Annotated in this window: 24 protein-coding genes; 16 read left to right on the forward strand and 8 right to left on the reverse strand. The window is 52.2% G+C overall.

Features of this window, described 5'->3' with window-relative positions; genetic code table 11:
• Positions 1-224: 224 nt before the first annotated feature.
• The 3 genes from AAZR23_RS12255 (at position 225) to AAZR23_RS12265 (ending at position 2,749) form a co-directional block, all read left to right on the forward strand.
• Entirely contained in the window at positions 225-1,010 is a 786-nt protein-coding gene (locus AAZR23_RS12255; RefSeq protein WP_046891957.1) for an endonuclease/exonuclease/phosphatase family protein, read from the forward strand.
• A 141-nt stretch (positions 1,011-1,151) separates the two neighbouring features.
• On the forward strand, positions 1,152-2,339 hold the full coding sequence (locus AAZR23_RS12260; RefSeq protein WP_046891958.1) for an NAD(P)/FAD-dependent oxidoreductase: 1,188 nt from the start codon (positions 1,152-1,154) through the stop codon (positions 2,337-2,339).
• Between the two features lie 14 nt (positions 2,340-2,353).
• On the forward strand, positions 2,354-2,749 hold the full coding sequence (locus tag AAZR23_RS12265) for a hypothetical protein (protein ID WP_052926987.1): 396 nt from the start codon (positions 2,354-2,356) through the stop codon (positions 2,747-2,749).
• 70 nt (positions 2,750-2,819) lie between these two features.
• Here the strand turns inward: AAZR23_RS12265 and AAZR23_RS12270 are convergent, their stop codons facing one another.
• Positions 2,820-4,181 carry an amino acid permease gene (locus AAZR23_RS12270; protein WP_046891959.1) on the reverse strand — a complete coding sequence of 454 codons (1,362 nt, stop codon included), beginning with the start codon at positions 4,179-4,181 and terminating at the stop codon, positions 2,820-2,822.
• 148 nt (positions 4,182-4,329) lie between these two features.
• Between AAZR23_RS12270 and queE the strand changes: the two genes are divergently transcribed.
• Positions 4,330-5,001: a 7-carboxy-7-deazaguanine synthase QueE gene (gene queE / locus AAZR23_RS12275; RefSeq protein ID WP_046891960.1), complete on the forward strand. Its 672-nt coding sequence runs from the start codon at positions 4,330-4,332 to the stop codon at positions 4,999-5,001.
• On the opposite strand, the gene queD is transcribed toward queE, so the two are convergent.
• A complete protein-coding gene (gene queD / locus AAZR23_RS12280; protein WP_046891961.1) occupies positions 5,002-5,364 on the reverse strand; it encodes a 6-carboxytetrahydropterin synthase QueD in 363 nt (120 codons plus the stop codon).
• A gap of 199 nt (positions 5,365-5,563) precedes the next feature.
• On the opposite strand from queD, the gene AAZR23_RS12285 reads away from it, so the two are divergent.
• The 5 genes from AAZR23_RS12285 to truD all read left to right on the forward strand — a co-directional run bounded on the left by AAZR23_RS12285 (position 5,564) and on the right by truD (position 10,063).
• On the forward strand, positions 5,564-7,342 hold the full coding sequence (locus AAZR23_RS12285; RefSeq protein ID WP_434692887.1) for a diflavin oxidoreductase: 1,779 nt from the start codon (positions 5,564-5,566) through the stop codon (positions 7,340-7,342).
• 81 nt (positions 7,343-7,423) lie between these two features.
• A complete protein-coding gene (ftsB, locus tag AAZR23_RS12290; protein ID WP_046891963.1) occupies positions 7,424-7,738 on the forward strand; it encodes a cell division protein FtsB in 315 nt (104 codons plus the stop codon).
• 26 nt (positions 7,739-7,764) lie between these two features.
• A complete protein-coding gene (ispD, locus tag AAZR23_RS12295; RefSeq protein ID WP_434693252.1) occupies positions 7,765-8,541 on the forward strand; it encodes a 2-C-methyl-D-erythritol 4-phosphate cytidylyltransferase in 777 nt (258 codons plus the stop codon).
• Positions 8,541-9,020: a 2-C-methyl-D-erythritol 2,4-cyclodiphosphate synthase gene (gene ispF / locus AAZR23_RS12300; RefSeq protein ID WP_024472856.1), complete on the forward strand. Its 480-nt coding sequence runs from the start codon at positions 8,541-8,543 to the stop codon at positions 9,018-9,020. The genes ispD and ispF overlap by 1 nt, the downstream gene beginning before the upstream one ends.
• Positions 9,017-10,063, forward strand: a complete 1,047-nt coding sequence (gene truD / locus AAZR23_RS12305; protein ID WP_182107545.1) for a tRNA pseudouridine(13) synthase TruD — start codon at positions 9,017-9,019, stop codon at positions 10,061-10,063. Before ispF ends, truD begins: the two co-directional genes overlap by 4 nt.
• Positions 10,064-10,139: 76 nt before the next feature.
• Here truD and AAZR23_RS12310 read toward each other — a convergent pair whose 3' ends face one another.
• The gene (locus tag AAZR23_RS12310; protein ID WP_052926983.1) at positions 10,140-10,535 is read right to left on the reverse strand and encodes a DUF5329 domain-containing protein; all 396 of its coding nucleotides are present in this window, start codon (positions 10,533-10,535) and stop codon (positions 10,140-10,142) included.
• Positions 10,536-10,699: 164 nt separating this feature from the next.
• Between AAZR23_RS12310 and surE the strand changes: the two genes are divergently transcribed.
• The 4 genes from surE to rpoS all read left to right on the forward strand — a co-directional run bounded on the left by surE (position 10,700) and on the right by rpoS (position 14,386).
• A complete protein-coding gene (surE, locus tag AAZR23_RS12315) occupies positions 10,700-11,461 on the forward strand; it encodes a 5'/3'-nucleotidase SurE (RefSeq protein ID WP_166707013.1) in 762 nt (253 codons plus the stop codon).
• The gene (locus tag AAZR23_RS12320; RefSeq protein WP_434692891.1) at positions 11,458-12,084 is read left to right on the forward strand and encodes a protein-L-isoaspartate(D-aspartate) O-methyltransferase; all 627 of its coding nucleotides are present in this window, start codon (positions 11,458-11,460) and stop codon (positions 12,082-12,084) included. Before surE ends, AAZR23_RS12320 begins: the two co-directional genes overlap by 4 nt.
• A 141-nt stretch (positions 12,085-12,225) precedes the next feature.
• Positions 12,226-13,344, forward strand: a complete 1,119-nt coding sequence (gene nlpD, locus AAZR23_RS12325) for a murein hydrolase activator NlpD (protein WP_046891969.1) — start codon at positions 12,226-12,228, stop codon at positions 13,342-13,344.
• Between the two features lie 49 nt (positions 13,345-13,393).
• The gene (gene rpoS, locus AAZR23_RS12330; protein WP_166707014.1) at positions 13,394-14,386 is read left to right on the forward strand and encodes an RNA polymerase sigma factor RpoS; all 993 of its coding nucleotides are present in this window, start codon (positions 13,394-13,396) and stop codon (positions 14,384-14,386) included.
• A gap of 92 nt (positions 14,387-14,478) precedes the next feature.
• Here rpoS and mutS read toward each other — a convergent pair whose 3' ends face one another.
• Both mutS and AAZR23_RS12340 read right to left on the reverse strand, forming a co-directional pair.
• Complete coding sequence (gene mutS, locus AAZR23_RS12335; RefSeq protein ID WP_052926982.1) at positions 14,479-17,040, reverse strand: DNA mismatch repair protein MutS; 2,562 nt, start codon at positions 17,038-17,040, stop codon at positions 14,479-14,481.
• Between the two features lie 415 nt (positions 17,041-17,455).
• A complete protein-coding gene (locus AAZR23_RS12340) occupies positions 17,456-17,908 on the reverse strand; it encodes a hypothetical protein (protein WP_046891972.1) in 453 nt (150 codons plus the stop codon).
• Between the two features lie 339 nt (positions 17,909-18,247).
• Between AAZR23_RS12340 and AAZR23_RS12345 the strand changes: the two genes are divergently transcribed.
• Genes AAZR23_RS12345 through AAZR23_RS12355 form a run of 3 tightly spaced genes read left to right on the forward strand, consistent with a single transcriptional unit; the run spans position 18,248 to position 21,536 of the window.
• Complete coding sequence (locus AAZR23_RS12345; RefSeq protein ID WP_107679506.1) at positions 18,248-19,243, forward strand: hypothetical protein; 996 nt, start codon at positions 18,248-18,250, stop codon at positions 19,241-19,243.
• The gene (locus AAZR23_RS12350; RefSeq protein ID WP_434692896.1) at positions 19,243-20,385 is read left to right on the forward strand and encodes a BamA/TamA family outer membrane protein; all 1,143 of its coding nucleotides are present in this window, start codon (positions 19,243-19,245) and stop codon (positions 20,383-20,385) included. The genes AAZR23_RS12345 and AAZR23_RS12350 overlap by 1 nt, the downstream gene beginning before the upstream one ends.
• Positions 20,385-21,536, forward strand: coding sequence for a DUF4056 domain-containing protein (locus AAZR23_RS12355; protein WP_434692898.1), 1,152 nt, complete (start codon positions 20,385-20,387; stop codon positions 21,534-21,536). The genes AAZR23_RS12350 and AAZR23_RS12355 overlap by 1 nt, the downstream gene beginning before the upstream one ends.
• Here AAZR23_RS12355 and AAZR23_RS12360 read toward each other — a convergent pair.
• The 3 genes from AAZR23_RS12360 to AAZR23_RS12370 form a co-directional block, all read right to left on the reverse strand.
• Entirely contained in the window at positions 21,516-21,995 is a 480-nt protein-coding gene (locus AAZR23_RS12360) for a GNAT family N-acetyltransferase (RefSeq protein ID WP_166707017.1), read from the reverse strand. The genes AAZR23_RS12355 and AAZR23_RS12360 overlap by 21 nt on opposite strands.
• A gap of 82 nt (positions 21,996-22,077) precedes the next feature.
• A complete protein-coding gene (locus AAZR23_RS12365; protein WP_434692900.1) occupies positions 22,078-23,136 on the reverse strand; it encodes a hypothetical protein in 1,059 nt (352 codons plus the stop codon).
• Entirely contained in the window at positions 23,133-24,116 is a 984-nt protein-coding gene (locus AAZR23_RS12370) for a hypothetical protein (RefSeq protein ID WP_434692903.1), read from the reverse strand. The genes AAZR23_RS12365 and AAZR23_RS12370 overlap by 4 nt, the downstream gene beginning before the upstream one ends.
• Between the last annotated feature and the right edge of the window lie 83 nt (positions 24,117-24,199).

Below are 24,199 nucleotides of genomic sequence, written 5' to 3' on the forward strand. Positions count from 1 at the left end.
GTGAAACGCCGTAGCGCCGATGGTAGTGTGGGGTCTCCCCATGTGAGAGTAGGGAACCGCCAGGTTATTATTAAGTGAAGAAGCCACCCTTTGGGTGGCTTTTTTGCGTTTGGGCGAAAAGAAAAAACATCTTTTTCACCTGAATACGTGTTCTGAACCGGATAGCATGAACCAAATTTTGCTAAGATAGTGGCGGACAGAAGCAAACAGTATCGGGGTCAGCGTTGAAAGAGAAAAAAAACTGGTCCGTCCGGTATGTCGCAGGGCATCCGGCACGACAAATCCGCCCGATGTCAGCAGACATGCTGGGTAACGGATTACCGGTTGGTTTACCATTATCCGCACCGGATAAAACTATCCGGGTTGTGGTCTGGAATATCTACAAACAACAGCGTCCTGACTGGCGTAAAACACTTGATCGTATTCTGCATGACACACAACTGGTCCTGCTTCAGGAAGCACAACCCTCTCCTGAACTGGTCAGCCTGGCGGGCAAACATCAGCTGGTTGCTGATCAGGTTCCCGCGCTGCACTTTCAGCAGCATCCTTCCGGTGTGATGACACTGGCAACCTCTCATCCGATTTATTGTTGTCCGTTACAGCAGAAAGAGCCGTTACTGCGTCTGCCTAAGTCTGCATTAGTAACGGTATATCCGCTTCCTGACGGCCGTCAGCTGATGGTGATTAATGTCCATGCTATTAATTTCAGTTTTGGTGTGGATGTTTACCGGCGGCAGCTGAATACGGTTGGCTCTCAGATCCGCTGCCATATCGGACCGGTTATTCTCGGCGGTGATTTTAATGCCTGGAGCAGACAGCGAATGAATGCCCTGAAGCGTTTTGCCCGTGCCCAGGGACTGAAAGAAGTACTGTTTCCGCATGATATCCGTACCAAAGCATTTGGTCATCCGTTGGATTATCTGTTTTATCGCGGATTTAAACTGGTTTTATCGGATGTTATGCAGACAGATGCTTCAGATCACCATCCTTTGATAGCAGAATTTCAATAATTCGCTTTGTATCAAAAAAATAATATATAAGTATAGATTATATAAGTAAGAATGATTAACTAACTGCTATAGTTAACTCCGTGTTGGTGTTGTGTGTCATTTATTTAATTTTAATGTTAAATAATTAACCGGAGAAACTAAATGCAGCGTATTGTTATTGTTGGCGGCGGTGCCGGCGGCACGATGGTCGCAAATATTCTGACCAGAAAGCTGTTAAATGATATTTATCAGAAGAAAGTGGAAGTTGTCCTGATTTCGGACAGTGAATGGCACTATTATAAACCTGCGTTTATGTATGTTGCTTTTAATCTGTATCTGAAAGAAGAATTACGCAAGTCGCAACGCTCTCTGCTTCGCCCTGAAATTCAGTTTATTCATGACCGTGTTGAGCATTTTGATTTCGCATCCCAGACGTTGCAGGGAAAAAACGGTACCAAATACGGGTATGACTACCTCGTAATCGCAACTGGTTGTCAGCCGCGACCTGACCGGATTTCCGGAATGAAAGAAGCGGCCGATCATTTCTATCAGTACCAACCCGCCCGTCAGCTGGCTGAAAAACTGGCTAAGTTTGAAAAAGGGCGGATTTTTATTACTGTCTCTTTCCCGAATACCCCGAATGTACCTCACCAGTGCGGTATTGCTCCGATGGAAACCACGCTGATGCTGGATGATTATTTCCGCCAGCGCCGTGTCCGTCAGGATATCGAAATCGTTTATACCTATCCGACCGTATCGCAACTTCTGCGTAACTGCCTGTTTATGCAAAAAGATGTTTGTGAAGTACTCCCGTCTGTTTTTCAGGAACGCAATATTCAGGCACAGCGTGGCTTTACGCTGGAGCGGGTTTGCCCTGAGAAAAAGATTGCTTACTCCAAAGAAGGCGAAGAGCAGCCGTTTGATCTGCTGATAGGCACACCGCCGATTTCTGCGGTGGAATCTGTACGTAATACCGGATTATCCGACGGCGACCCGGAAGAGGGTTGGCTGCCGACAGATCCGGAAACGTTGCAGGTGTACGGGCTGAAAAATGTCTATGTCCTCGGGGATACCGTGGATCTGCCGATCAGTAAAGCGGCGGGCAGTTGCCATAATCAGTCAACTGTCGTGGTGGATAATATTATCGGCGAGATGCGTTTCGGCTATACCACGGCTATTTATGACGGACGGGTTCAGGCGGTCGCGCAGATGGGACTGAATGCGGGGATGCCGCTCCAGTATGATTATAAGCATGATGTGTTACCGACACCGGCAACAAAACTGGGCGGCCTGCTGCGTACCGGTTTTAACCGCGGTTTGTACTGGTCAACCGTTCGTGGCCTGGTATAACGGAGGAAACAGCAATGTCTGCAACAGAACAAATGAATGAACACGCTGCTGCACCAAAACCCGAATTATCCGCAGAGACAGCGGAAAAACTGGCGGTATTAATGCAGCTGAACCGCTTTGATAATGTGATCGATCTGCTGTCCCTGGTATCGGATCTGGTTGATATTATCGGTAAAAATGAAGTCAATAAACTGGCCGATAATGCGGAGTCCGGTATTGCACTGCTGTGGGAAAGCGGGCTGGCGCTGAATAAGGCTAAAATGGAAATGATGTACAGTGATGAAAAGTACAATTTCCGTAATACCTATAAGTTACTGAAAGATCAGGATACGCTTAAAGGTATTAATATGGTGCTCAGAACATTACAGATTATGGGCTCCCGCATTCAGCGTATTGACAGTGAACCCTGATAACAGGATATAAAAAAACCGGGTGTTTTATTCACCCGGTTTATTGTTTTCTGAACAGTATGTTATCTGTTTATGCCCGTTTTTTTACACCGGCAAAATAACCCACTGTCAGGATCAGCACCCAGGCAATTCCCACCATCAATGCTACGCGGGTATCCGGGAAGTAACCCAGAAGTGCAATGACAAAGACCATAAAGGCAATGGTCAGAGCGGGTGCGACCGGCCACATCGGTACCGGGAATTTCAGGGTTTTGACCTCTTCCGGTTTCATCTTGCGGCGCATTGCCACCTGAGATAACAGAATCATCAGCCAGACCCATACGGTTGCGAATGTTGCGATAGAAGCGATAATGATGAAGATTTTTTCAGGGATCAGGTAGTTCAGAACCACACCGACCAGCAGAACCGCACTCATCACCAGAACGGTCATCCACGGCACACCATTTTTGGTGAGCTTCATAAAGGATTTCGGCGCCTGACCTTCCTGCGCCATACCGTACATCATCCGGCCTGCGCCGAAGATATCACTGTTAATGGCTGATACCGCTGCGGTGATCACCACCAGGTTCAGAATATTGGCCGCGTAAGAGATATTCAGTTTCTCGAAAATCTGCACAAACGGGCTGCCGTTATGGCCGATCTGGTTCCACGGGAAGATACACATCAGAATAAACAGTGTCAGCACATAGAACAGCAGAATACGCAGCGGTACTGCGTTGATCGCTTTCGGAATAGTTTTTTCCGGATTCTGCGCTTCGCTGGCGGTAATACCGATAACTTCAATACCGCCGAAGGCAAACATCACAATGGCGAGTGAAGCTATGACCCCGCTTATCCCGTTCGGCATAAAGCCGCCGAATTCCCATAAGTTACTGATACCGGTAGGATGTGCGGTTTCCTGGCCGAAGCCGAACAGCATAATTGCGGCGCCGCCGACAATCATGGCGATAATCGCGGTCACTTTGATAATCGAGAGCCAGAACTCCATCTCCCCGAATATCTTCACGTGACATAAATTCAGCGCGCCAATGAAACAGACGATCCCCAGAACCCAGATCCACTGATCGACATCCGGGAACCAGAGTTTCATATAGAAGCCGAAAGCGGTGACGTCCGCAAGACAGACAATCAGCATTTCAAAAACGTAGTTCCAGCCGGTGAGGAAGCCGGCGAGCGGTCCCATATAATGGCTGGCATATTGTGAAAATGAACCCGGGACAGGATGGTGAACGGCCATTTCGCCCAGTGCACGCATCACCATAAAGACTGCCGCACCCCCGATAAGGTAGGCCAGCAGAACAGCAGGACCCGCCTGCTCAATAGAGGCCGCCGAGCCGTAAAACAGGCCGGTGCCTATCGCCGAACCGAGAGCCATAAAGCGGATATGCCGCCCTGTAAGCCCCCGTCGTAGCGCCGTATTATTTTCTTTCATGTATTAATCCTGTCGCTGTCGTGATGAGCAGCGTTTTTACTGATGTGAAACGCGGTCAGAGTCAACCCGGTACTTTAACATAAAGAGTCATGCTGACGGGATAATTATCTGCAATAATACAGTCTTAAACGTAAGGAACAGATGAGTGATGCAATACCCTATTAACGAAATCTTTCAGACATTGCAGGGGGAAGGCGTTTTTACCGGCGTCCCGGCGATTTTTGTCCGCTTACAGCGCTGTCCTGTCGGGTGCAGCTGGTGTGATACCAAACATACCTGGGAGCAGCTGCCGGAAAAAGCCTGCTCAGCGGAAGATATGATGAGTAAAACACAGGAAGATGACCGCTGGGCTTCTCTGGATGCTGACAGCATTATTATGCAGTTTGAGGCGAAAGGTTATACTGCCCGGCATGTGGTGATCACCGGCGGTGAACCGTGTTTATATGACCTGCGGCCTCTGACAGCGGTACTGGAAGCGCGGGGTTACGGGTGCCAGATTGAAACCAGCGGTACACAACCGGTGCAGTGCAGTGAGAACACCTGGGTGACGGTATCCCCGAAAGTGAATATGCGCGGCGGTTATGATGTGCTGACACCTTCTCTGCTGCGGGCTGATGAGGTCAAACACCCGGTCGGGCGGCAGCGGGATATTGATGAACTGGATTTACTGCTGGCAAAACTGCCGGGGGATAAACATCCGGTGGTGGCATTGCAGCCGATCAGTCAGAAACCGGCGGCAACCGCACTCTGTATTGAAACCTGCATCGCGCGAAACTGGCGTTTCTCGATGCAGACTCACAAATATCTCAATATTGCCTGATTATTCACCGCGGTAAACACAACCGGCGGTACAGGTCTCTTTGACCAGCACGGCACTCAGCATCGGCAGCAGCGGTTTGGTCTGCTGCCAGATCCACTCAGCCAGCACTTCGCTGGTCGGATTTTCCAGCCCCGGGATCTCATTGAGATAGTGGTGATCCAAACGGTCATAAATCGGTTTGAACGCCTGTTTTACCTCGGCGAAGTCGATCAGCCAGCCGGTATGTGCATCCACTTCACCACTCAGTTCCAGGCGGACAAGGAATGAATGCCCGTGCAGACGCCCGCATTTATGGCCTTCCGGTACGTGCGGCAGGTGGTGGGCGGCTTCAAACTGGAACTCTTTAAAAATCGTGGTGGTCATAACTCTCTCCGGATAATGACGATATAGCGGATGAAAAGCGTCATTTTACGCAATATTCAGTGAAAATGTTACCAAAAAACAGCAAAGTGACAGATAAATAACAGAACCCCTGTGTTATTCCGGCATCGACAAATCACGCTCTTTTCTCTATGTTGGAACGTCAGAATAATAACGAATACACTCATTTACCGGGTTTACTATGACATCGCCGACCACAACCTGTCCGCTCTCCGCGCCTGACTGGCAGAAACTGCAACCGTTACTTCATACCCTTACCTCCGGACAACTGAACTGGTTATCTGCCTGGTGCCGTGAACGGGCAGAGGAAACTCAGCCTGCAGCGGCACAGGAAGCCGCGGATATTCTGCTGATCGCTGCCTCCCAGACCGGCAATGCCCGGCGCGTTGCGGAATCTCTTCGCGATCAGTTATTCAGTGCGCAGCGGGCGGTACGGCTGGTGAATGCCGGGGATATCTTACTCACCGGGTTCCCCGGATCCCCGCTGGTGGTACTTATCTGTGCGACCACCGGGGACGGGGATGCGCCGGAAGAAGCCCTGCCGCTGTTCCATTTTCTTCATTCCGTTCAGGCACCTTTACTGACAGATACCCGCTATGCGGTACTGGCGCTGGGAAACCGGGCTTATCCGCAGTTTTGTCAGGCCGGAAAGAATTTTGATAACCGTCTCCATGCTCTCGGCGCTCAGCGGCTTCTGCCGCGGGCGGAAGCTGACAGTGATTATCAGACCACCGCAGATAGCTGGATCTCTCAGCTGCTCCCTGAACTGCTGAACCTGACGCAGCCTGCGGATGAGGAAAAACTCCGCCGTTTTGTTCACAATACTGTGGTGCAGATTGATTCACAGCCGCATCAGCGTAACAAACCACAGTCTGCGGTTCTGCGCCGTGTTGTGCGCCTGACCGCTCCGGCGTCGGAAAAGCATGTCTGTCAGGTGGTGCTGGATATCAGCGGCACCGGATTACGCTATCAGACCGGTGATGCGCTGGGAGTGTATCCGGAAAACAGTCCGGAACTGGTCAGTGAGCTGCTGGGACTGCTCTGGTTTGATGGTAATGAACGCGTTACGCTGAAAGGAAAATCGTATTCTCTGCGTGAGGCTCTGCTGACACAGTGTGAACTGACCATCAACAGTGCACCGGTTGTGGCGGCGTATGCCCGTCTCAGTAATGCACCGGAACTGCTGGATATGATTGCGGACCCGCAGCAGCTGACGGCGTATGCGCAGCGCAGACCGGTGGCGGATATGGTCCGTGAGTTTGCGGTACAGACCTCCGCACAGGCCTGGGCCGATTGCCTGTCTCCGCTGATGCCGCGTCTGTACTCCATTTCCTCTTCGCCGCTGGTTTCACCGGATGAGGTGCATCTGACCGCCGGTGTGGTGGAGTACAGCACAGACGGACGCGCCCGTTACGGCGCAGCAACCCGTTATCTGACTCACCAGTTACAGCCCGGGGACACCGTCGCCTGTTTTATTGAGCATAATGACCACTTCCGCCTGCCGGATGATCCTGAAAAACCGGTGATTATGATAGGGCCCGGCACCGGTATTGCGCCGTTCCGTGCTTTTCTTCAGCAACGGGCGGCACAGCAGTCCGGCGGGAAAAACTGGCTGATCACCGGCAATCCGCATGAAAAAAGTGATTTTCTGTATGAGGCGGAACTGACGGATTTTGTGCGTCAGGGCGTACTGACAGAACTGACAACCGCCTGGTCGCGGGATCAGCCGCAGAAGGTTTATGTGCAGGATAAACTCGCAGAAAGGCGGGAAACGGTCTGGCGCTGGCTGGAGCAGGGCGCATATCTGTATGTGTGCGGGGATGCCTTCCGGATGGCAAAGGATGTTGATGCCGTGCTGCCGGATATTATCCGCAGTGAAGGAGCCATGTCAGCAGAAGAAGCGCTGGTTTTTCTGAACGGATTACGGACAGCAAAGCGTTATCAGCGGGATGTTTACTGATCTTCTGTCCGAATAACGGACGGAACAGTAGCATCCGCGCCGATCTTATGGGAAGATTAGCCGATCTTTTCGGGGGCAGTGATGGGCAAACTGACGCTATTACTTTTGGTTATTCTGGGCTGGCTGCAATATTCATTGTGGCTGGGGAAAAACGGTATTCACGACTATGTATTGGTCAGTGAAGATGTTGTTGCATCAGAACAGGCAAATGTGAAGCTCAAAGCCCGTAATGAGCAGTTATTTGCTGAAATCGGCGATCTGAATGACGGGCTTGAAGCCATCGAAGAACGCGGACGCAGTGAATTAGGCATGATCAAGCCCGGCGAAAGCTTTTACCGTGTCCTGTCCGAAAAACGGACTCAGCAGAATGCGCAGTCACAAAGTCGCAGTAACTAATCGCTATGACAATACTTTCTTCCGCAATGACCGGTTCACAACCGGCACCGGACTTATCCGGTATTTCTGATGATGCTCCGGTCACGGCATTGATCCCGGCTGCCGGTATCGGTACCCGGATGCAGTGCGAATGCCCCAAGCAATACCTCATTATTGCCGGAAAAACCATTCTGGAACACACACTCGCTATTCTGCTGGAACACCCGCGTATTACTCAGGTGGTGGTGGCGCTGCATCCGCACGATACAGTGTTCAGTACATTACCGGTGGCGCGCCATCCGCATATCAGAACTGTCACCGGCGGCGGCGAGCGCGCGGATTCTGTTCTGGCGGGTCTCGACTATCTCGCGGATCATACTCCGGAAAACAGCTGGGTACTGGTGCATGATGCTGCACGCCCCTGTTTGCAGTTATCCGATCTGAACCGGCTGCTGGCGGTTATGTCTGACACTCAGACTGATAACCGCGTGCAGGGCGCGATTCTGGCCTCACCGGTACGCGATACCATGAAGCGGGGGGTAACATCTGCCGGATATACCGGTATTGATCATACCGTTGAGCGCACACAGCTCTGGCATGCGCTGACCCCGCAATTTTTCCCGCTTCATCTGCTGCGCACCTGTCTGCAACAGGCGCTGTCTCAGCAGGCGGTGATCACCGATGAAGCCTCCGCACTGGAGTTCTGCGGCTATCAGCCTTTGCTGGTGCCCGGCCGGGCGGACAATATTAAAGTCACACAGCCGGAAGATCTCGCACTTGCCGGGTTCTACCTGTCCAATAACAATAAGGAACAGACAACATGATGAGAATCGGACACGGTTTTGATGTTCATGCCTTCGGTGGTGAAGGCCCGATTGTGATTGCGGGTGTCCGCATTCCTTACGAGCAGGGATTACTGGCGCATTCCGACGGTGATGTCGCCCTGCATGCCGCCACTGATGCATTACTGGGCGCTGCGGCGCTGGGGGATATCGGTAAATTATTCCCGGATACCGATCCTGCCTATAAAGGTGCGGACAGCCGTGTGCTGCTGCGTGAAGCTTTCCGCCGTATTCAGGAAAAAGGGTACCGGCTGGGTAACCTGGATGTCACGATTATCGCCCAGGCACCGAAAATGCTGCCGCATATCCCGCAGATGCGTGTGAATCTGGCGGAAGATTTACAGTGCCATATGGATGATATCAATGTGAAAGCCACGACTACCGAGAAACTCGGTTTCACCGGCCGCAAAGAAGGGATCGCCTGTGAGGCGGTGGCGTTACTTGTGAAGGCTGAAGCATGAGTCTCCCGGTCAGTTACTTTCACGGTAAACCGGCGGCAACCGGTGTGCTGAAAGCGCAGCCGGAAGATTTTCTGGTACAGGAAGATTTGGGTTTTGAACCGGACGGTGATGGCGAACATGTGATGGTCCGCATCCGGAAAACCGGCTGCAATACGCGGTTTGTGGCGGAAGAACTGGCGAAATTCGCCAAAATTGCCGCCCGTGCAGTCAGTTACGCCGGGCTGAAAGATCGCCACGCGGTTACCGAACAGTGGTTCTGCCTGCAGATGCCGGGAAAAGAGACACCGGATTTCACGCAGATGCAGCTTGAAGGCTGTGAAGTTCTGGCGGTTAACCGCCAGAAACGGAAACTGCGGATCGGCGCACTGAAAGGCAACCACTTTACCATTGTGCTGCGCCGGATCAGTGATCGTGCCGCGACAGAACAGCGTCTGCAACAGATTGCACAGTCCGGGGTGCCGAATTATTTCGGTGAGCAGCGTTTCGGGCGCAACGGACAGAACCTGTATTTTGCCCGGCGCTGGGCTGACGGCGAAATCAGTGTGAAAGATCGCAGCAAACGCGGTTTTTATCTCTCAGCGGCCCGCAGTGCGATGTTCAATGCGGTAGCGGATGCCCGTCTGACACAACATCTTCAGGCAACGGTATTGCAGGGGGATGCGGTACAACTCGCCGGTCGCGGCAGCTGGTTTGCGGTTCAGGCGGATGAACTGGCGGATGTACAGAAGCGTCTGGATAACCGTGAACTGCGTATTACCGCACCGTTACCGGGTAAGGGTGATTTGGGAACGCTGGATGCGGCACTGGCGTTTGAAACGGAACAACTGGCACCGTGGCAGTCTCTGTGGCAGCTGGCGGCGAAAGAGGGGGCAGATAATGCCCGTCGTGCGCTGATGCTGTATCCGGAAGATTTCACATCGGAATGGATGGATGATGAAACCGTCCGTTTATCCTTTTTCCTGCCGGCCGGCAGTTTCGCCACCAGTGTTGTCCGCGAAATTATTGAGCTGGAAGCGGATCAGGCGGCGGAATTCAGTGAATAATCAACTGACTGATTAAAATGAAAAGGGCAGAAATAATATTTCTGCCCTTTTTCGTTCTGTTTTTTTGACTGCATTTTTATTCTGTTTTTGCCGCGGCGGCTTTGTCTGTTTCAGTCAGCAACTCAGTCAGGTAAATTTTTGCATCCACCGGGTCGTTGCCCGGCAGTTTCACCTGATACGGTTTACCGCTGACAGAAGATCCTGACGCTACTTTATCCACGAACTGCTCTGCGGTTTTCAGACGTTTTTTCGTTTTACTTAATTTCAGGCGCAGATGCGATTCCGCGTCGGCGGCATTATGCTCACTGCCGTTGCGGATAAAAATCAGCTGTTCCTGCTTCCCGACCGCAGTCAGTAAATTCTCCACCCGTGTCTCTTCCTGAGGAGACAGCGCAAGTGCCTCTGAGACCAGAAGCAGTCCGGCCGTCAGTGCCGTGAACAGGGTTGCTGTGATGCGTTGACAGATAGCCATGCAGAAATCCTTTCAGTTATAAATAATAATAGCAGTATCATGCAGGTGAATATGAAAAAAGCAATCAGACTAAATCTGTTATAACCCTTTTTTATCGCGGCTAACTTGATAAAATAGTTTTCTGTCGTGATAAATGATCTGTGACTGATAAAAAGGATACCGTTGTGCTGCGAATTCTGGTGAGTAATGATGACGGCGTCAGTGCGCCGGGTATCCGGACACTGTCTGAGGCACTGCGGCGTACTTATCATGTGCAGGTGATTGCACCTGACCGCAACCGCAGCGGGGCATCCAATGCGCTGACGCTTGATCGTCCGCTGCGTACGGTGGTGCATGAAAACGGCGATATTGCGCTGGTGGAAGGCACGCCGACCGATTGTGTCTATATTGGTGCTAACCTGCTGATGCGTCCGCGTCCGGAAATTGTGGTTTCCGGGATTAACTGCGGCCCGAATCTCGGGGATGATGTGATTTACTCCGGTACGGTGGCGGCAGCAATGGAAGGGCGCCATCTGGGATTACCCGCGATAGCAGTCTCCCTGAACGGTGACACCCATTATGATACGGCGGCGGAAATCACCTGCCGTCTGCTGACTATGCTGCAACAGGTGCCGCTGCGGGCCGGTAATATTCTGAACGTGAATGTTCCCGATATCCCGCTCAGTGAGATCAAAGGGATGAAAGTCACCCGCTGCGGAACCCGCCGGGCACCGGATGTGGTTTACACACAGACAGACCCGAAAGGAAATCCGCTGTACTGGCTCGGCCCTCCGGGGGAAAAACTGGATACCGGGCCGGATACCGATTTTGCGGCTGTCGATGCCGGTTATGTTTCCGTCACACCACTGCATGTTGATCTGACAGCCTACAGCGTGCAGGAAAAATTAGCAGACTGGTTACAAAAAGCAGGGGTGATACAGGAATGATCCGCCGGGTGGTACAGGATCTGATTACACAGTTACGTCAGGCCGGGATCCGCGATGAACGTCTGTTACAGGCGATGGCGGCTGTCCCGCGGGAGAACTTTGTCGATGAGGCGCTGACACATAAAGCCTGGGACAACACCGCGCTGCCGATAGGCTACGGGCAGACTATCTCCCAGCCGTTTATGGTGGCGAAAATGACAGAACTGCTGGAACCGGTTCCGCAGGCGCATGTGCTGGAAATCGGCACCGGCTCCGGCTATCAGACGGCGATACTCGCACATCTTGCGGCACATGTTTATTCGGTTGAGCGGGTCAAAGGATTACAGTGGCATGCCAAACGCCGCTTTAAACAACTTGATCTGCACAATATTTCCACCCGTCACGGCGACGGCTGGGAAGGATGGCCATCCCGTGGTCCGTTTGACGGCATTATTGTTACCGCTGCCGCCAGTGATATTCCGCCCGCGCTGCTCGGTCAGCTGGCGGATAACGGGCGGATGGTGATACCGGTGGGAGAACAGCAGCAGATGCTTAAACTTATCCGCCGCCGGGGCAATGATTTTCATACCCAATCGATCGGAACTGTCCGGTTTGTTCCCCTGATCCACGGGGATCTTGGATAAAAATGGCTATTTTAGTAACAAGACTTTTTCATTTCGCTTAGTATCTGTTTTAATAATACAATCCTGCCATGCGGTCTGCGGCCGCGTGGTGAATTTCTGATTGTCAGTTTTCGCACTATTTCCAGTTTCGGGAGAAGGAATATGAACTCAAGAAACCCTATGAAAACAATACGATGGGTTGCTATTGGGTCACTGATGAGCACGGTTCTGGCCGGATGCTCAACGCCGTATCATGCCGCACCAATCAGCAGTGTGGAAGAAAGCAGCAGTGCTCCGGTTATGACAGCAGGTAATGATAACAACAGTACTTCTGTATCCACGCCGATGCCGGTACGTCCTCAGCTCAGTTCTGCCAATAATACACAGCCGGTAAGCCGGAGTGTGCAGCAGCCGCGTGCCGCTGGTGTGCAGACCAGTAACGATGGCCGGATTCAGTACAACCGCAATTATGATGCGATCCCGAAAGGCAGTTACAACGGAAATACCTATACCGTTCAGCGTGGTGATACTTTATTTTACATTGCTTATATCTCCGGGTCTGACTTCCGCGAACTGGCAGCACAAAATAATATTCCTGAGCCGTACAGCCTGAACGAAGGGCAGGTGATTCGGTTAAGCAACGGCGGCAATACCGTTGCACCGGTCAGCAGCGGAACTCAGGTCGCGACAAATAAGAATACTCCGCAAAACAGGGTGGTTGATTCTCAACCAACTAATGCGTATTCTGAATCTTCAGGCGCTAAACCGGCCGGCGGTAAGATGCTCTCATCTCAGGTCACCGCACAGGCAAAAGCGAATAACGGCACTGCTGCTACCACAGCGGCAACAACTGCAGCCGTTACCGCTCCGGCAACAACAACCAGCGCGCCTGTCGCCGTAAATAGTGGTTCCTTTAAATGGGGCTGGCCAGCGGAAGGCAAAGTCATTTCCAACTACACAGGACCTACCAGCGGTAACCGGGGTATTGATATCGGTGGTACACGTGGACAGCCTGTTTTTGCTTCAGCACCGGGTAAAGTGGTGTATACCGGTAATGCGTTACGCGGCTACGGCAATCTGGTCATCATCAAACACAACGATGATTTCCTGACCGCCTATGCACATAACGATTCCATCCTGGTTAAAGATCAGCAGGACGTCGCAGCTGGTCAGAAAATTGCCACGATGGGCAGCAGCGGAACCACATCCGTAAGATTACATTTTGAAATTCGTTACAAGGGAAAATCAGTCAACCCGCTGCAGTACTTACCGCAGCGATAAACGGCAGAACAGCTTGTTCTGCCTGAATTATCGGGGTAGGAGCAAGCTGATGAGCCGTAATCCACTGAATGCTAACGAGTTATACGACGAAGATTTTGCCGCCGAGCAGGCTGAAGATGAAGAGCTGTTTGATGAGAAACAGCTGGCAGAGGAGAGCGAATCTGACGATCCCGGTCCGGACATTGAGTTCGTGCAGAATGTCAGTCAGCGTGTCCTCGACGCCACTCAGCTTTATCTTGGTGAGATAGGCTTTTCACCGCTGCTCAGCGCAGAAGAAGAAGTCTTTTTTGCACGGCGCGCCCTGCGGGGTGATCCCGCAGCGCGCCAGCGTATGATTGAAAGTAACCTCCGCCTGGTGGTTAAAATCTCCCGCCGTTACAGTAACCGCGGGCTGGCACTGCTTGATCTGATTGAAGAGGGTAACCTCGGTCTGATCCGGGCTGTGGAGAAATTTGATCCCGAAAAAGGCTTCCGTTTTTCTACCTATGCCACATGGTGGATCCGTCAGACTATTGAACGGGCTATCATGAATCAGACCCGCACCATCCGTCTCCCTATCCATATTGTCAAAGAGCTTAATGTCTATCTGCGTACCGCCCGTGAACTGGCTCAAAAGCTGGATCATGAGCCGACAGCAGAAGAGATTGCCGAACAACTGGATAAACCGGTGGGTGATGTCAGCCGTATGCTGCGCCTGAATGAGCGTATTACCTCAGTGGATATCCCTGTGGGCGCGGATTCAGACAAAGCACTGCTGGATATCCTCTCTGACGAAAATGATGTCACACCGGAAAACCGTTTGCAGGATAACAACATGCAGCAGAGCATTGTGAAGTGGCTGTATGAGCTGAATCCGAAGCAGCGGGAAGTGCTGGCACGCCGTTTCGGCCTGCTCGGCTATGAGGCCGCGACACTGGAAGATGTGGGGCGTGAGATTGGTTTAACCCGCGAACGCGTGCGGCAGATTCAGGTGGAAGGTTTACGCCGCCTGAAAGATATCCTGCATAATCACGGGCTATGTGAGAATTCACTGTTTAACTGAGTGATCCGTAAAACAACGTTCTCATGCTGTTACAAAAATTATTTATGCAAGAAGGGGGGAATTTATTCCCCCCTTTTTCTTTTGTCCGGCTGTCAGAGCATCTCTTTCAGGCGGTAAAGCCAGTCCAGCGCCTGACGCGGTGTCAGTGAATCCGGATTAATCCCCGCCAGCGCGTCCAGTGCCGGAGCCGGTTCTTCCGGTGCATCCAGCAGATTCATTTGCGGTGTTTCCACATGGCTGGCGGTGGCATTCAGTGACAGAGACTCCAGCTCGCGCAGTTTCTGTTTCGCGCGTTTAATCACATCACGCGGCACACCGGCAAGCAGCGCCACTGCGAGGCCGTAACTTTTGCTGGCAGCACCATCCTGCACGCTGTGCATAAAGGCGATGGTATCACCGTGCTCAACCGCATCCAGATGGATATTGGCCACGCCTTCCAGTTTCTCCGGCAGCGTGGTCAGCTCGAAATAGTGAGTGGCAAACAGTGTCAGTGCTTTGATCCGGTTTGCCAGGCTTTCCGCACAGGCCCAGGCCAGCGATAAACCATCATAGGTGGATGTCCCGCGCCCGATTTCATCCATCAGCACCAGGCTCTGTTCCGTGGCGTTATGCAGGATATTGGCGGTTTCTGTCATTTCCACCATAAAAGTGGAACGGCCGGACGCCAGATCATCAGATGCGCCGACACGGGTGAAAATCCGATCCACCGGGCCGATAACCGCTTTTTCCGCCGGGACAAAGCTGCCGATATACGCGAGCAGCGTGATAAGTGCTGTCTGCCGCATATAGGTACTCTTACCGCCCATATTCGGGCCGGTGATGATCAGCAGGCGGCGCTGTGGTGACATTGCCAGCGGGTTGGCGATAAACGGTTCTGTCAGCACATGTTCGACAACCGGGTGACGGCCGCCGGTGATCTGAATACCGACTTTATCTGTCAGTTGCGGACAGGTGTAATTGAGGGTCTCTGCGCGCTCAGCCAGGTTGGTGAGCACATCCAGTTCCGCCAGGGTATCTGAGCTGCGCTGAAGTGCTTCCAGGTGCGGCAGTAGCAGATCAAACAGCTCCTCATAGAGGGCTTTTTCAATCGCCAGTGCTTTGCTTTTGGAAGTCAGAACCTTATCTTCATACTCTTTTAGTTCCGGAATGATATAGCGTTCGGCGTTTTTCAGCGTCTGGCGGCGTACGTAATGGATCGGTACCAGGTGGCTTTGTCCGCGGCTGACCTGAATATAGTAGCCGTGCACACCATTAAATCCGACTTTCAGTGTATCGATACCGAGTTTTTCGCGTTCGCGGATCTCCAGTTTATCGAGATAATCACTGGCACCGTCAGCCAGTGCGCGCCACTCATCCAGTTCCTCATTGTAGCCGGGAGCGATAACACCACCGTCCCGCACCAGCACCGGCGGCGCTTCAACTACCGCGCGTTCCAGCAGTGACTGTAATTCATCAAACTGACCGATACGCTGTTGCAGTGTCTGAATATAAGGATCAGAGACGGCACTCAGCTGTGCCTGAATATCCGGATACTGAGAAAAAGCGTGACGCATCCGCGCCAGGTCACGCGGACGGGCGGTACGCAGCGCCAGACGCGCCAGCACCCGTTCGAGGTCGCCTATCTGCCGCAGAACCGGTTGCAAATCCGGGCTGATATCCGTCAGCGCGGCAATCGCCTGCTGGCGGTTGGCGAGCACGGCTCTGTCACGCAGCGGGGAGTGCAGCCAGCGTTTGAGCATCCGGCTGCCCATCGGGGTTACACACAGATCCAGTACGGAGGAGAGGGTATTTTCGGTACCGCCGCTGAGGTTCTGGGTGATTTCCAGATTGCGGCGCGTAGCGGCATCCAGAATCACATTTTCCTGAAGATTTTCCAGTGTCACACTGCGGATATGCGGCAGCGAGGTGCGCTGGGTATCTTTGACATATTGCAGCAGGCATCCTGCGGCCTGTAAGGCCAGCGGGGCATTTTCCACACCAAAACCGTGCAGATCGCGGGTACCGAACTGTAATGTCAGCTGCTGACGGGCAGTTTCCAGTTCAAATTCCCACAACGGACGGCGGCGCAGCCCTTTCTGATTCTGAATAATGGCGAAATCCGCCATATCTTCCGGATAGAGCAGTTCAGCCGGGCGGGTACGCTGCAATTCCGCGGCCATCGCGTCTTTATCCTCTAACTGGAGGATACGGAAACGGCCGGATGTGATATCCAGGGTGGCATAACCAAACCCGCGCGCATCCTGCCAGACCGCCGCGAGCAGGTTATCCTGGCGCTCCTGTAACAGGGCTTCATCACTGACGGTTCCCGGTGTGACGATACGGATCACTTTACGCTCAACCGGGCCTTTGCTGGTGGCCGGATCGCCGATTTGCTCACAGATAGCAACAGATTCCCCGAGCTGAACCAGTTTTGCCAGATAACCCTCAACCGCATGATGCGGCACCCCGGCCATCGGGATCGGCTGACCGGCGGTCTGGCCGCGTTTGGTCAGTGAAATATCCAGTAACTGCGCAGCCCGTTTGGCATCATCAAAGAACAGCTCATAGAAGTCACCCATCCGGTAAAACATCAGAATATCCGGGTGCTGTGCTTTGAGCCGGAAATACTGCTGCATCATAGGGGTATGGGATTCGAAGTTTTGGTTGTCAGTCATAGGGATTCTGTTAACACACTGAGAAAGTTACGGTTTATCAACTGCCCGCCCCGGGTACAGTCTTCATTAATGTGCTTAAAATAACACAGATTCTGATGAAAAAGGGGATTCCTTCCCGCACTGCGGTGAATTATTGAAAAGGGTGGAGCAGGATCGCAAAAACCGGAGGTAAGATGAGAATATCACGCAAAAAGCCGCGCAATATACATTTACGCGGCTTCACCATGTTGTGCTGCTCTGCTCCCTGAGCAATCACACTTGGTTTATACAAACAGACCGCCGTTCTGATCGGGAATAACAGATTAAAACCCTGTTTTAAAACTAATCAGAAATCCGGCGTAATAATGAATATCTGATATATTCAGATATCATCCTGTTATATTTTATGGATATTTATTTAGTGATATAATTTTTATTATTCTTCGGTCACACGAATAGAAGTTACGGTATATTTACCATTTGCATCTTCACCACCCTGGTAAACATACAGACGTCCTTCGATGAAGAAGAAGTTAAATGTCTTACGATCATCGATGACATAGTCAAATTCAAATCTGCTGACCAGTCCGAGTGTGGTGGTCGCATAAACTTCCATGGTTTTACCGGCTAAGCTGACCGCACAGATATAAGTGGTTGCAGTAACATCATCATAAGCAGCCTGAATAATATCATAGTAACAACCGAAGTTTTTACTGACGATGCTATCACCCAGTGTACCATTTTCATAAACAGGCTTAACCAGGTAATTGCCTTCTTCATCTTCTGCCAGAAGGTAATTTTTTCTGCCGACATTATAAACTACAGTCTGCGGATAAATATGACCAAGTTCGCCTTTATCAACCATGGTTAATTTAACTTTACGAGCCATTATATTACTCCTTTTATATTAAGCGCACTCTGATGTGGTGCGGTTATAGTTATAAGGAAATGGCGTAACTCCCGCAATATTGAAAGTTAATGATCTTATTATTTAAATTGTCTCACTTAAAATAAGATATGCAGGTTGTCTGTGAAAAATAACGATTCTCATTTTGAGTGATATTTGTTCTTTATAATCTGATGGTTAATTCGCGTTATTGTAACTCAATGGAATAATAACTTGCCGGATATAGCAATTATTACTAATTATCGCACGTAAAGTCCGTAATTTAGTAAAATTAGCCGTTAGAATTCATCACCATTTAATTAAACGAAACCGGCTTATATTATGTTACGCCCGATATTTCATACTCTGATTATTACCGGCTCACTGAGCCTGAGCGCTTTTTCTTATGCGGACGGCCCTTCATTGTCATTAAGTGTCAGCCAGTCCGGCGGCTCAGTACAAAAGGAAGATGGTTCTCTTGATGCTACCCGTCCTTCTGAATCCCAATCCCGTATTCTGCCTATCTGGGGCGATGAAGCCCGTGCCCGCGGTTATGATATTCCGGAGCCGTTTGGTGTCGGTTATAACTATATGAATCTGCGGCAGGATATTGTGGTGGATAAAATCGGCTTTATTATGCCGAAAAACCCGGAGACAGCGGGTGCATTATCAGTCGATGCGGGCCATACCCGGGAAAAAAGTGAAACACATATGCTGAAAGTGGATTCCTGGATTTTTCCGTTTATGAACGTCTATGGTTTATACGGTAAAACCAAAGGTAAATCCCATACTATTCTGAATGGCGGCGCCTTTGATCTCGGGTTTGCAAAATTACCGCTGAAATTCCTGGAAGGACAGCCGTTCGATTTGGATTTCGAAGGTAAAACCTATGGTGCGGGTATGACACTGGCCGGCGGATATAACCAGTTTTTCGGAACGGTCGATCTTAATTATACCAAAACCAATCTGGATATCCTCGATGGCGATATTAAAGCACTGGTGATTTCTCCGCGTGTCGGCTATGAATTTGTCTTCTCACCATTAATTGCCGGGCAGGGAAATACCAAGTTGCAGGTCTGGACAGGGGCAATGTACCAGGATATTACTCAGCGTTTTAAAGGGGATATCAGCGGGCTGAGTTTACCGGGACAATTCCAGGATTTTGTGAATGCGCTGGATGATCCGGGAATGAAATTCGATGTTGAACAGCATCTTGCCCATAAATGGAGCAATCTGGTCGGAGCCCGGTTAGAAGTGACCCGCAATTTTAATATAATTTCAGAAGTGGGCTTTAATAACCGTAACAGCTTCTTTATTTCCGGAGAATTCCGTTTTTAATGATATTTCGTCATTGCGCTGCCGGGCTGGTAATTGCCTGTCTGGCGGCGGTTCACACAGCAAAAGCCGGTTTTTTACCCTCACGGGAGAAAATTGATGATGCACTGTCCGGACTGGGCAGTAATAATCAGTTTGACCGCAGCAAAACGATTGACTGGGGAGTATTACCCGGGCCGTTTTATACCCCTGAACTGGAAGCGGGTATCGGGGTGGCTCTGGTCGGCCTGTATCAGGCAGACCATAATCCGGACAGTAAAATATCCACGTTATCACTCAGCGGGTTTGCCTCCTCAACAGGGGCTTTCGGTCTGAACCTGAATAATTACACCTATCTGGATAATGATAACTGGCGTTTTTACCTCAGCGGCACGCTTAATAATGTACCGACGGATTACTGGGGAAAAGGCTATCAGGCCGGGCGCGTTAAAGATCATTTCGGTGAATATAAGTCACAGCAACTGCGTCTGACGCCGTCACTGCTGCGCCGTGTGGCGGATAATACCTATCTCGGGTTAGGCTGGGATTTCAGCACACTGAATGCCGCGTCTCCGGACAGGCCGTTCAGCCGTTATATGGATGAACATAATTATGACCGGCATGCTGTCAGCTCCGGTGTTAGTGCCACATTCAGTTATGACAGCCGGGATTTTCTGCCGAATGCCCGTCAGGGGCAGGCACTGGATCTGCGTTATACGTATTATGCACCGTCACTCGGCAGTGATACGCGGTTTAATACCACTGAGATTCAGTACAACTATTATTATCCGCTGAATGACAAAACGGTGTTGGCATTTGATAACTATGCGCGGTTTGCATCCGGTGATGTACCGTGGGATCAGTTCTCCCGCCTCGGGAACGGGCGGCAGATGCGCGGCTATTATGACGGCCGTTATCAGGATAATCACGTCTTCGCAACCCAGGTCGAGTACCGTCGTAAGCTGGACTGGCGGCACGGTGTTGTGCTCTGGGCCGGGAGCGGAACGATGAGTGAGAGTGCGCGCCATCTCGGCGGCGGCCACTGGCTGCCTAACGTGGGTGTCGGGTATCGCTTTGAATTCAAACCGCGGATGAATGTGCGGCTCGATTTTGGTGTCGGAAAGCAGAGCAGCGGTTTTTATTTCCAGGTCGGGGAAGCATTCTGATGCGGGTATTTATCACCGTAATTGTCATGATGGTGCTGTTATCCGGCTGTCAGAGCCGGATGAGGGACGTTCCTGTTGTCCGAGCCGATCTTTCGCCGCAGACAACAGGAACCGCTGCGCAGGTATTTCCGGTTGCTGATGGGGTGAGCGCACCCGACGGGCTGCGCCCCTGCTGCGCGTTCGGTTATGATCTGCGGGCAAAGCTGGGGCCGGTTCCGGTGCCGTTTTACACCATCGGTAATGTGCTGACCGCAGAGAGTCTGGAGGAGCATGTCTATAATGACAGCTTCTGGTTTGGTGTGGCGGAAGTTATCGGCCTGAGTAATGAAAACCTTGGGATCGTCTATTCCCGCCGCGGCGGATTTATCGATATTGCACATGTCCGGGATACTGCCGATTACACGTATTATCTGTTTACCCTGATTTATCCGCACCTTGGCGAAGCCCGCATGCTGACACTGTCAGACGAGCTCTCTTCCCGCCGTATTCAGTTCCGTCGTTTTACTCCGCCGCAGGACCCGGCAGAGCGTTATACCCTGAGTGTCTATCTGGCGGCGCGGCTCGCGTTTCGTCTGGCAGCATGGCATGAGATTGCTCAGTGGTACGGTTATCATTCAGTTCCCGGTTTTTCTGAGGAAATCTCTGCATTTACACCTGAAGATCTTTATTCCAACCTGCTGGGCGCACGCCTTGCCATCACGTTGTTGTTGCAGGGGCACGGCGGTTCAGTGGCTGATTTTAACCGGGGAATGGAAGGTATTCTTCCGCAGGCACTGGCACAGCTGGATGCACAGCCCGCTGAGGTGACCCGGCAGATGTTTGACCGTATCGACGGGCTCTGGTGGGATAAACAGCAGCGGGTGCCGGAGAAATTTCTGGTGCTGCGCCGGGATTACAGTGTGAGTGATGACCGGCTGCCGTCGCTGCCGCCGCAGGAAACCGCCACCGGGATGAGGCTGGCACTGCCTCAGCATTATCTGCACTGGTCTCTGGCGGATCTGGCGTCATTTGAACTGTGGCGGACAAATAACCCCGGGAACCTGCCGGTGACCGCACTGCCGTTTACTGAAGCTGATTTTCCGCGGCTGACAGAACATGCGGCAACAGAGGATAAAAAAACAGCGCCGGTATCAGTGCAGCGAAATCAGTAACAGCGGAAGCACACGGCCGGGCAGGGAGTCAGACGGCGTTTCCCCGATGCGGATGGCACCCTGGCGGATATAAAATGCTTCCGCATTGGGGTCCGCATCGACCAGCAGCGCGCTGACACACTGTGTCCGGGCGGAGGTGACTGCCCACTGATACAGTGCGCTGCCTATTCCCTGATGCAGATAATCCGGATGCACAAAGAGCTTGGAAAGCTTTCCGTTCTCTTCCTGACGGTTGATGGTCAGTTGTACCACACCGGCAATTTTGCCGTTAATCCGGGCTGTCATCAGCCGCGAACGGTCAAAATCAGCGGAGGTAATCGTCAGTTCATCGCGGCAGGTCGCCATAAATTTCTCATCATATCCCCAGTGCTGTTTTGAGCGCAGGCACAGGCGGGTCAGATAATCCGCTTCATCACGCTGAGGCGGGGCGAGTAAAAAAACGGGTGCTTCTGTGGTCATAACGATCAAATCCGTGATTTTGCTGAGACGAATAATAATAGCAGATCAAATGTCAGGCTGCGTAAGGCGGCGGTGTGTTATTTCACCGCAGCCGGATATCATTTTGCACCGGGGTTATCAGCGCGGAAAAGCTGAACGGCGGGTTGTGCATCTGCCCGCAGTCACAGTGGCGCGAAAACCGGGATGCCCTGAGCGGCAGCAGATCCTGACGGCCGTAGCAACCGAGTGTCTGTAACTGCCCGGGCCGGTATCGTGCGGCCATCTTCAGATGGTCTGCCGGATCACCGGTAATCAGGTTAAAACCGTACGGCAGCCAGTGCGCCGGTTCAAACGTCCTCCGCAGTGTCAGCCCCCAGCCGGATGCCGTACTGTAAACCGGCGGCCGGAGATCAGGTGCCAGCACATGGCGCAGTGACAGTTCCCGTGCCTTTACCATCTGGTGTAAACGGGTATGCTGCGGCAGACAGGGCAGTTCATTCAGTACCTGTGACAGTGAGCTGTACAGCCGCTCTGCCATCATCGGGCTGTCGAGCAGAATAAAGCGTGGTGAATCATTGACTTCCCTGAGGAACAGGCAGGTGTCCCACAGGAGCAGTTCCGGTGCGGGTAAATCCGTGCCGCAGATTATCATTGCGCTGATTTTCGGGCCGTTTTCGATCAGGCGGACAGGCGGCGGGGTAATTTTCCGCCAGTGGCGGATCAGGGCATCGTTTCCGGTCACCACGACGGTATCCGCGCTGTGCAGCAGTGCGGTGTCATGCTGTTCCGGCCCGGCAAATTCGCAGGTGACAGAGTCCGTACCGGGCTGTCCGCACAGCATATTCAGCCAGTCGCAGTGGTTGCGGGTTCTGATGCGGAGCGCCGTACCGGTGATATAAGCGGCGATGATAAGCTCCGCGGTGGTCAGCGGGTTACCGCCCTCATCAATGATCAGGACCTGTTCTGCCGCATACCGGGATGTGCCGCTGAGGGCATGCTCTGCTGCGGTATCAATAGCACGGGAGTCAGCCAGCCATTGCAGGCGCATCCGGCAGAATGAGTGTGTTGCCGGATCTGCGGAGAATTCCGGTTTCCGGCTCAGTATGGCGGACAGGCGGTCTTTGATGGCAGCAATGCGCCGGGGGATAGCGTCTGTCATCATATCTCATCTCCGCTGAGGTCGTCCCGCGCGGCGATACTGCCGCAGTAAGATATCCAGGGCAATGTACTGCCGCAGGCACAGCCGGTTCCCTGTTCACATATATCTGTCGTCAGCAGGCGCTGGGCAGGCAGCGGTGTAAGCAGCGGGGTATTCAGCTGTAACAGGCCGCTTTTGTCTGCCGCAGCCGGACTGCCGTCCTCACTGATCAGCATAAAGCGGGAAAACTGCGGGATGTGAAAATGCCCTTCCCGGCAGCTGATATAGTGCAGCGGATGCGCCGGTGTGCTGTAGATTTCACGGATGATGACAGACGATGCCTGAAGTATCTCCGGCAGTTTATCTGCAATCATCCGGCAGTGGCTGCGCCGGCTGTGACTGCTCAGTATGCGGATCTCCCCTTTCAGGGTAAAAGGTGCCGGGCTGTTCTGAGCAAACCGGGCCGCATGATGTGCGGCAGCAACGATATATACCGGATCGCTGTGTTGCGCCCATTCCATCAGCACGGCCCAGGCCAGCACGGTATTCGGCTGGCCATCCGCGAAGACGGCGGTGACACACTCTTTCACCGGTGCGAATTGTGTCAGTTCAGGGAACTGCGGGGTGTCGTATGCCTTGTGTCCGGCAGGCTGCGGTGGTGTCAGCAGCAGAAAACGGGCCGGACGCGTGCTGGTGAGTCCGCTGAGGCGGAGGAGGGATGCCATGGCCCGTTCAGCCATATCCGCGTATTTTGTATCCGTGTGCGTGGCCGGGCATCCGTTGCGGAACAGGGCGGCAGGGATCACCGGTGCAGGCTCCGCCTCATCCAGCAGGGCATAAGACGGATTATAACGACGGTGATAATGATCAGTTTGCGCCATCGCTTTCAGATAGCGGGTTTCCGCTGACGGGGTCAGCGGCGCACAGGGCGACGGATTATCCGCGAACTGCTCAATCACACCGGTATCCGCAGAAACCGGCTGCACAATTTCCTTTTGCATCATCTCCCCTGATATTACTGATAAACACTGCGGGGTCAGTATATAAGTATTCTTTATACGATAATTCTTAATTCGGCAAAGAATAC

Source organism: Morganella sp. Je.2.23, from assembly GCF_051129855.1.
In the GTDB taxonomy this organism is placed as follows: Bacteria; Pseudomonadota; Gammaproteobacteria; order Enterobacterales; family Enterobacteriaceae; genus Morganella; species Morganella sibonii.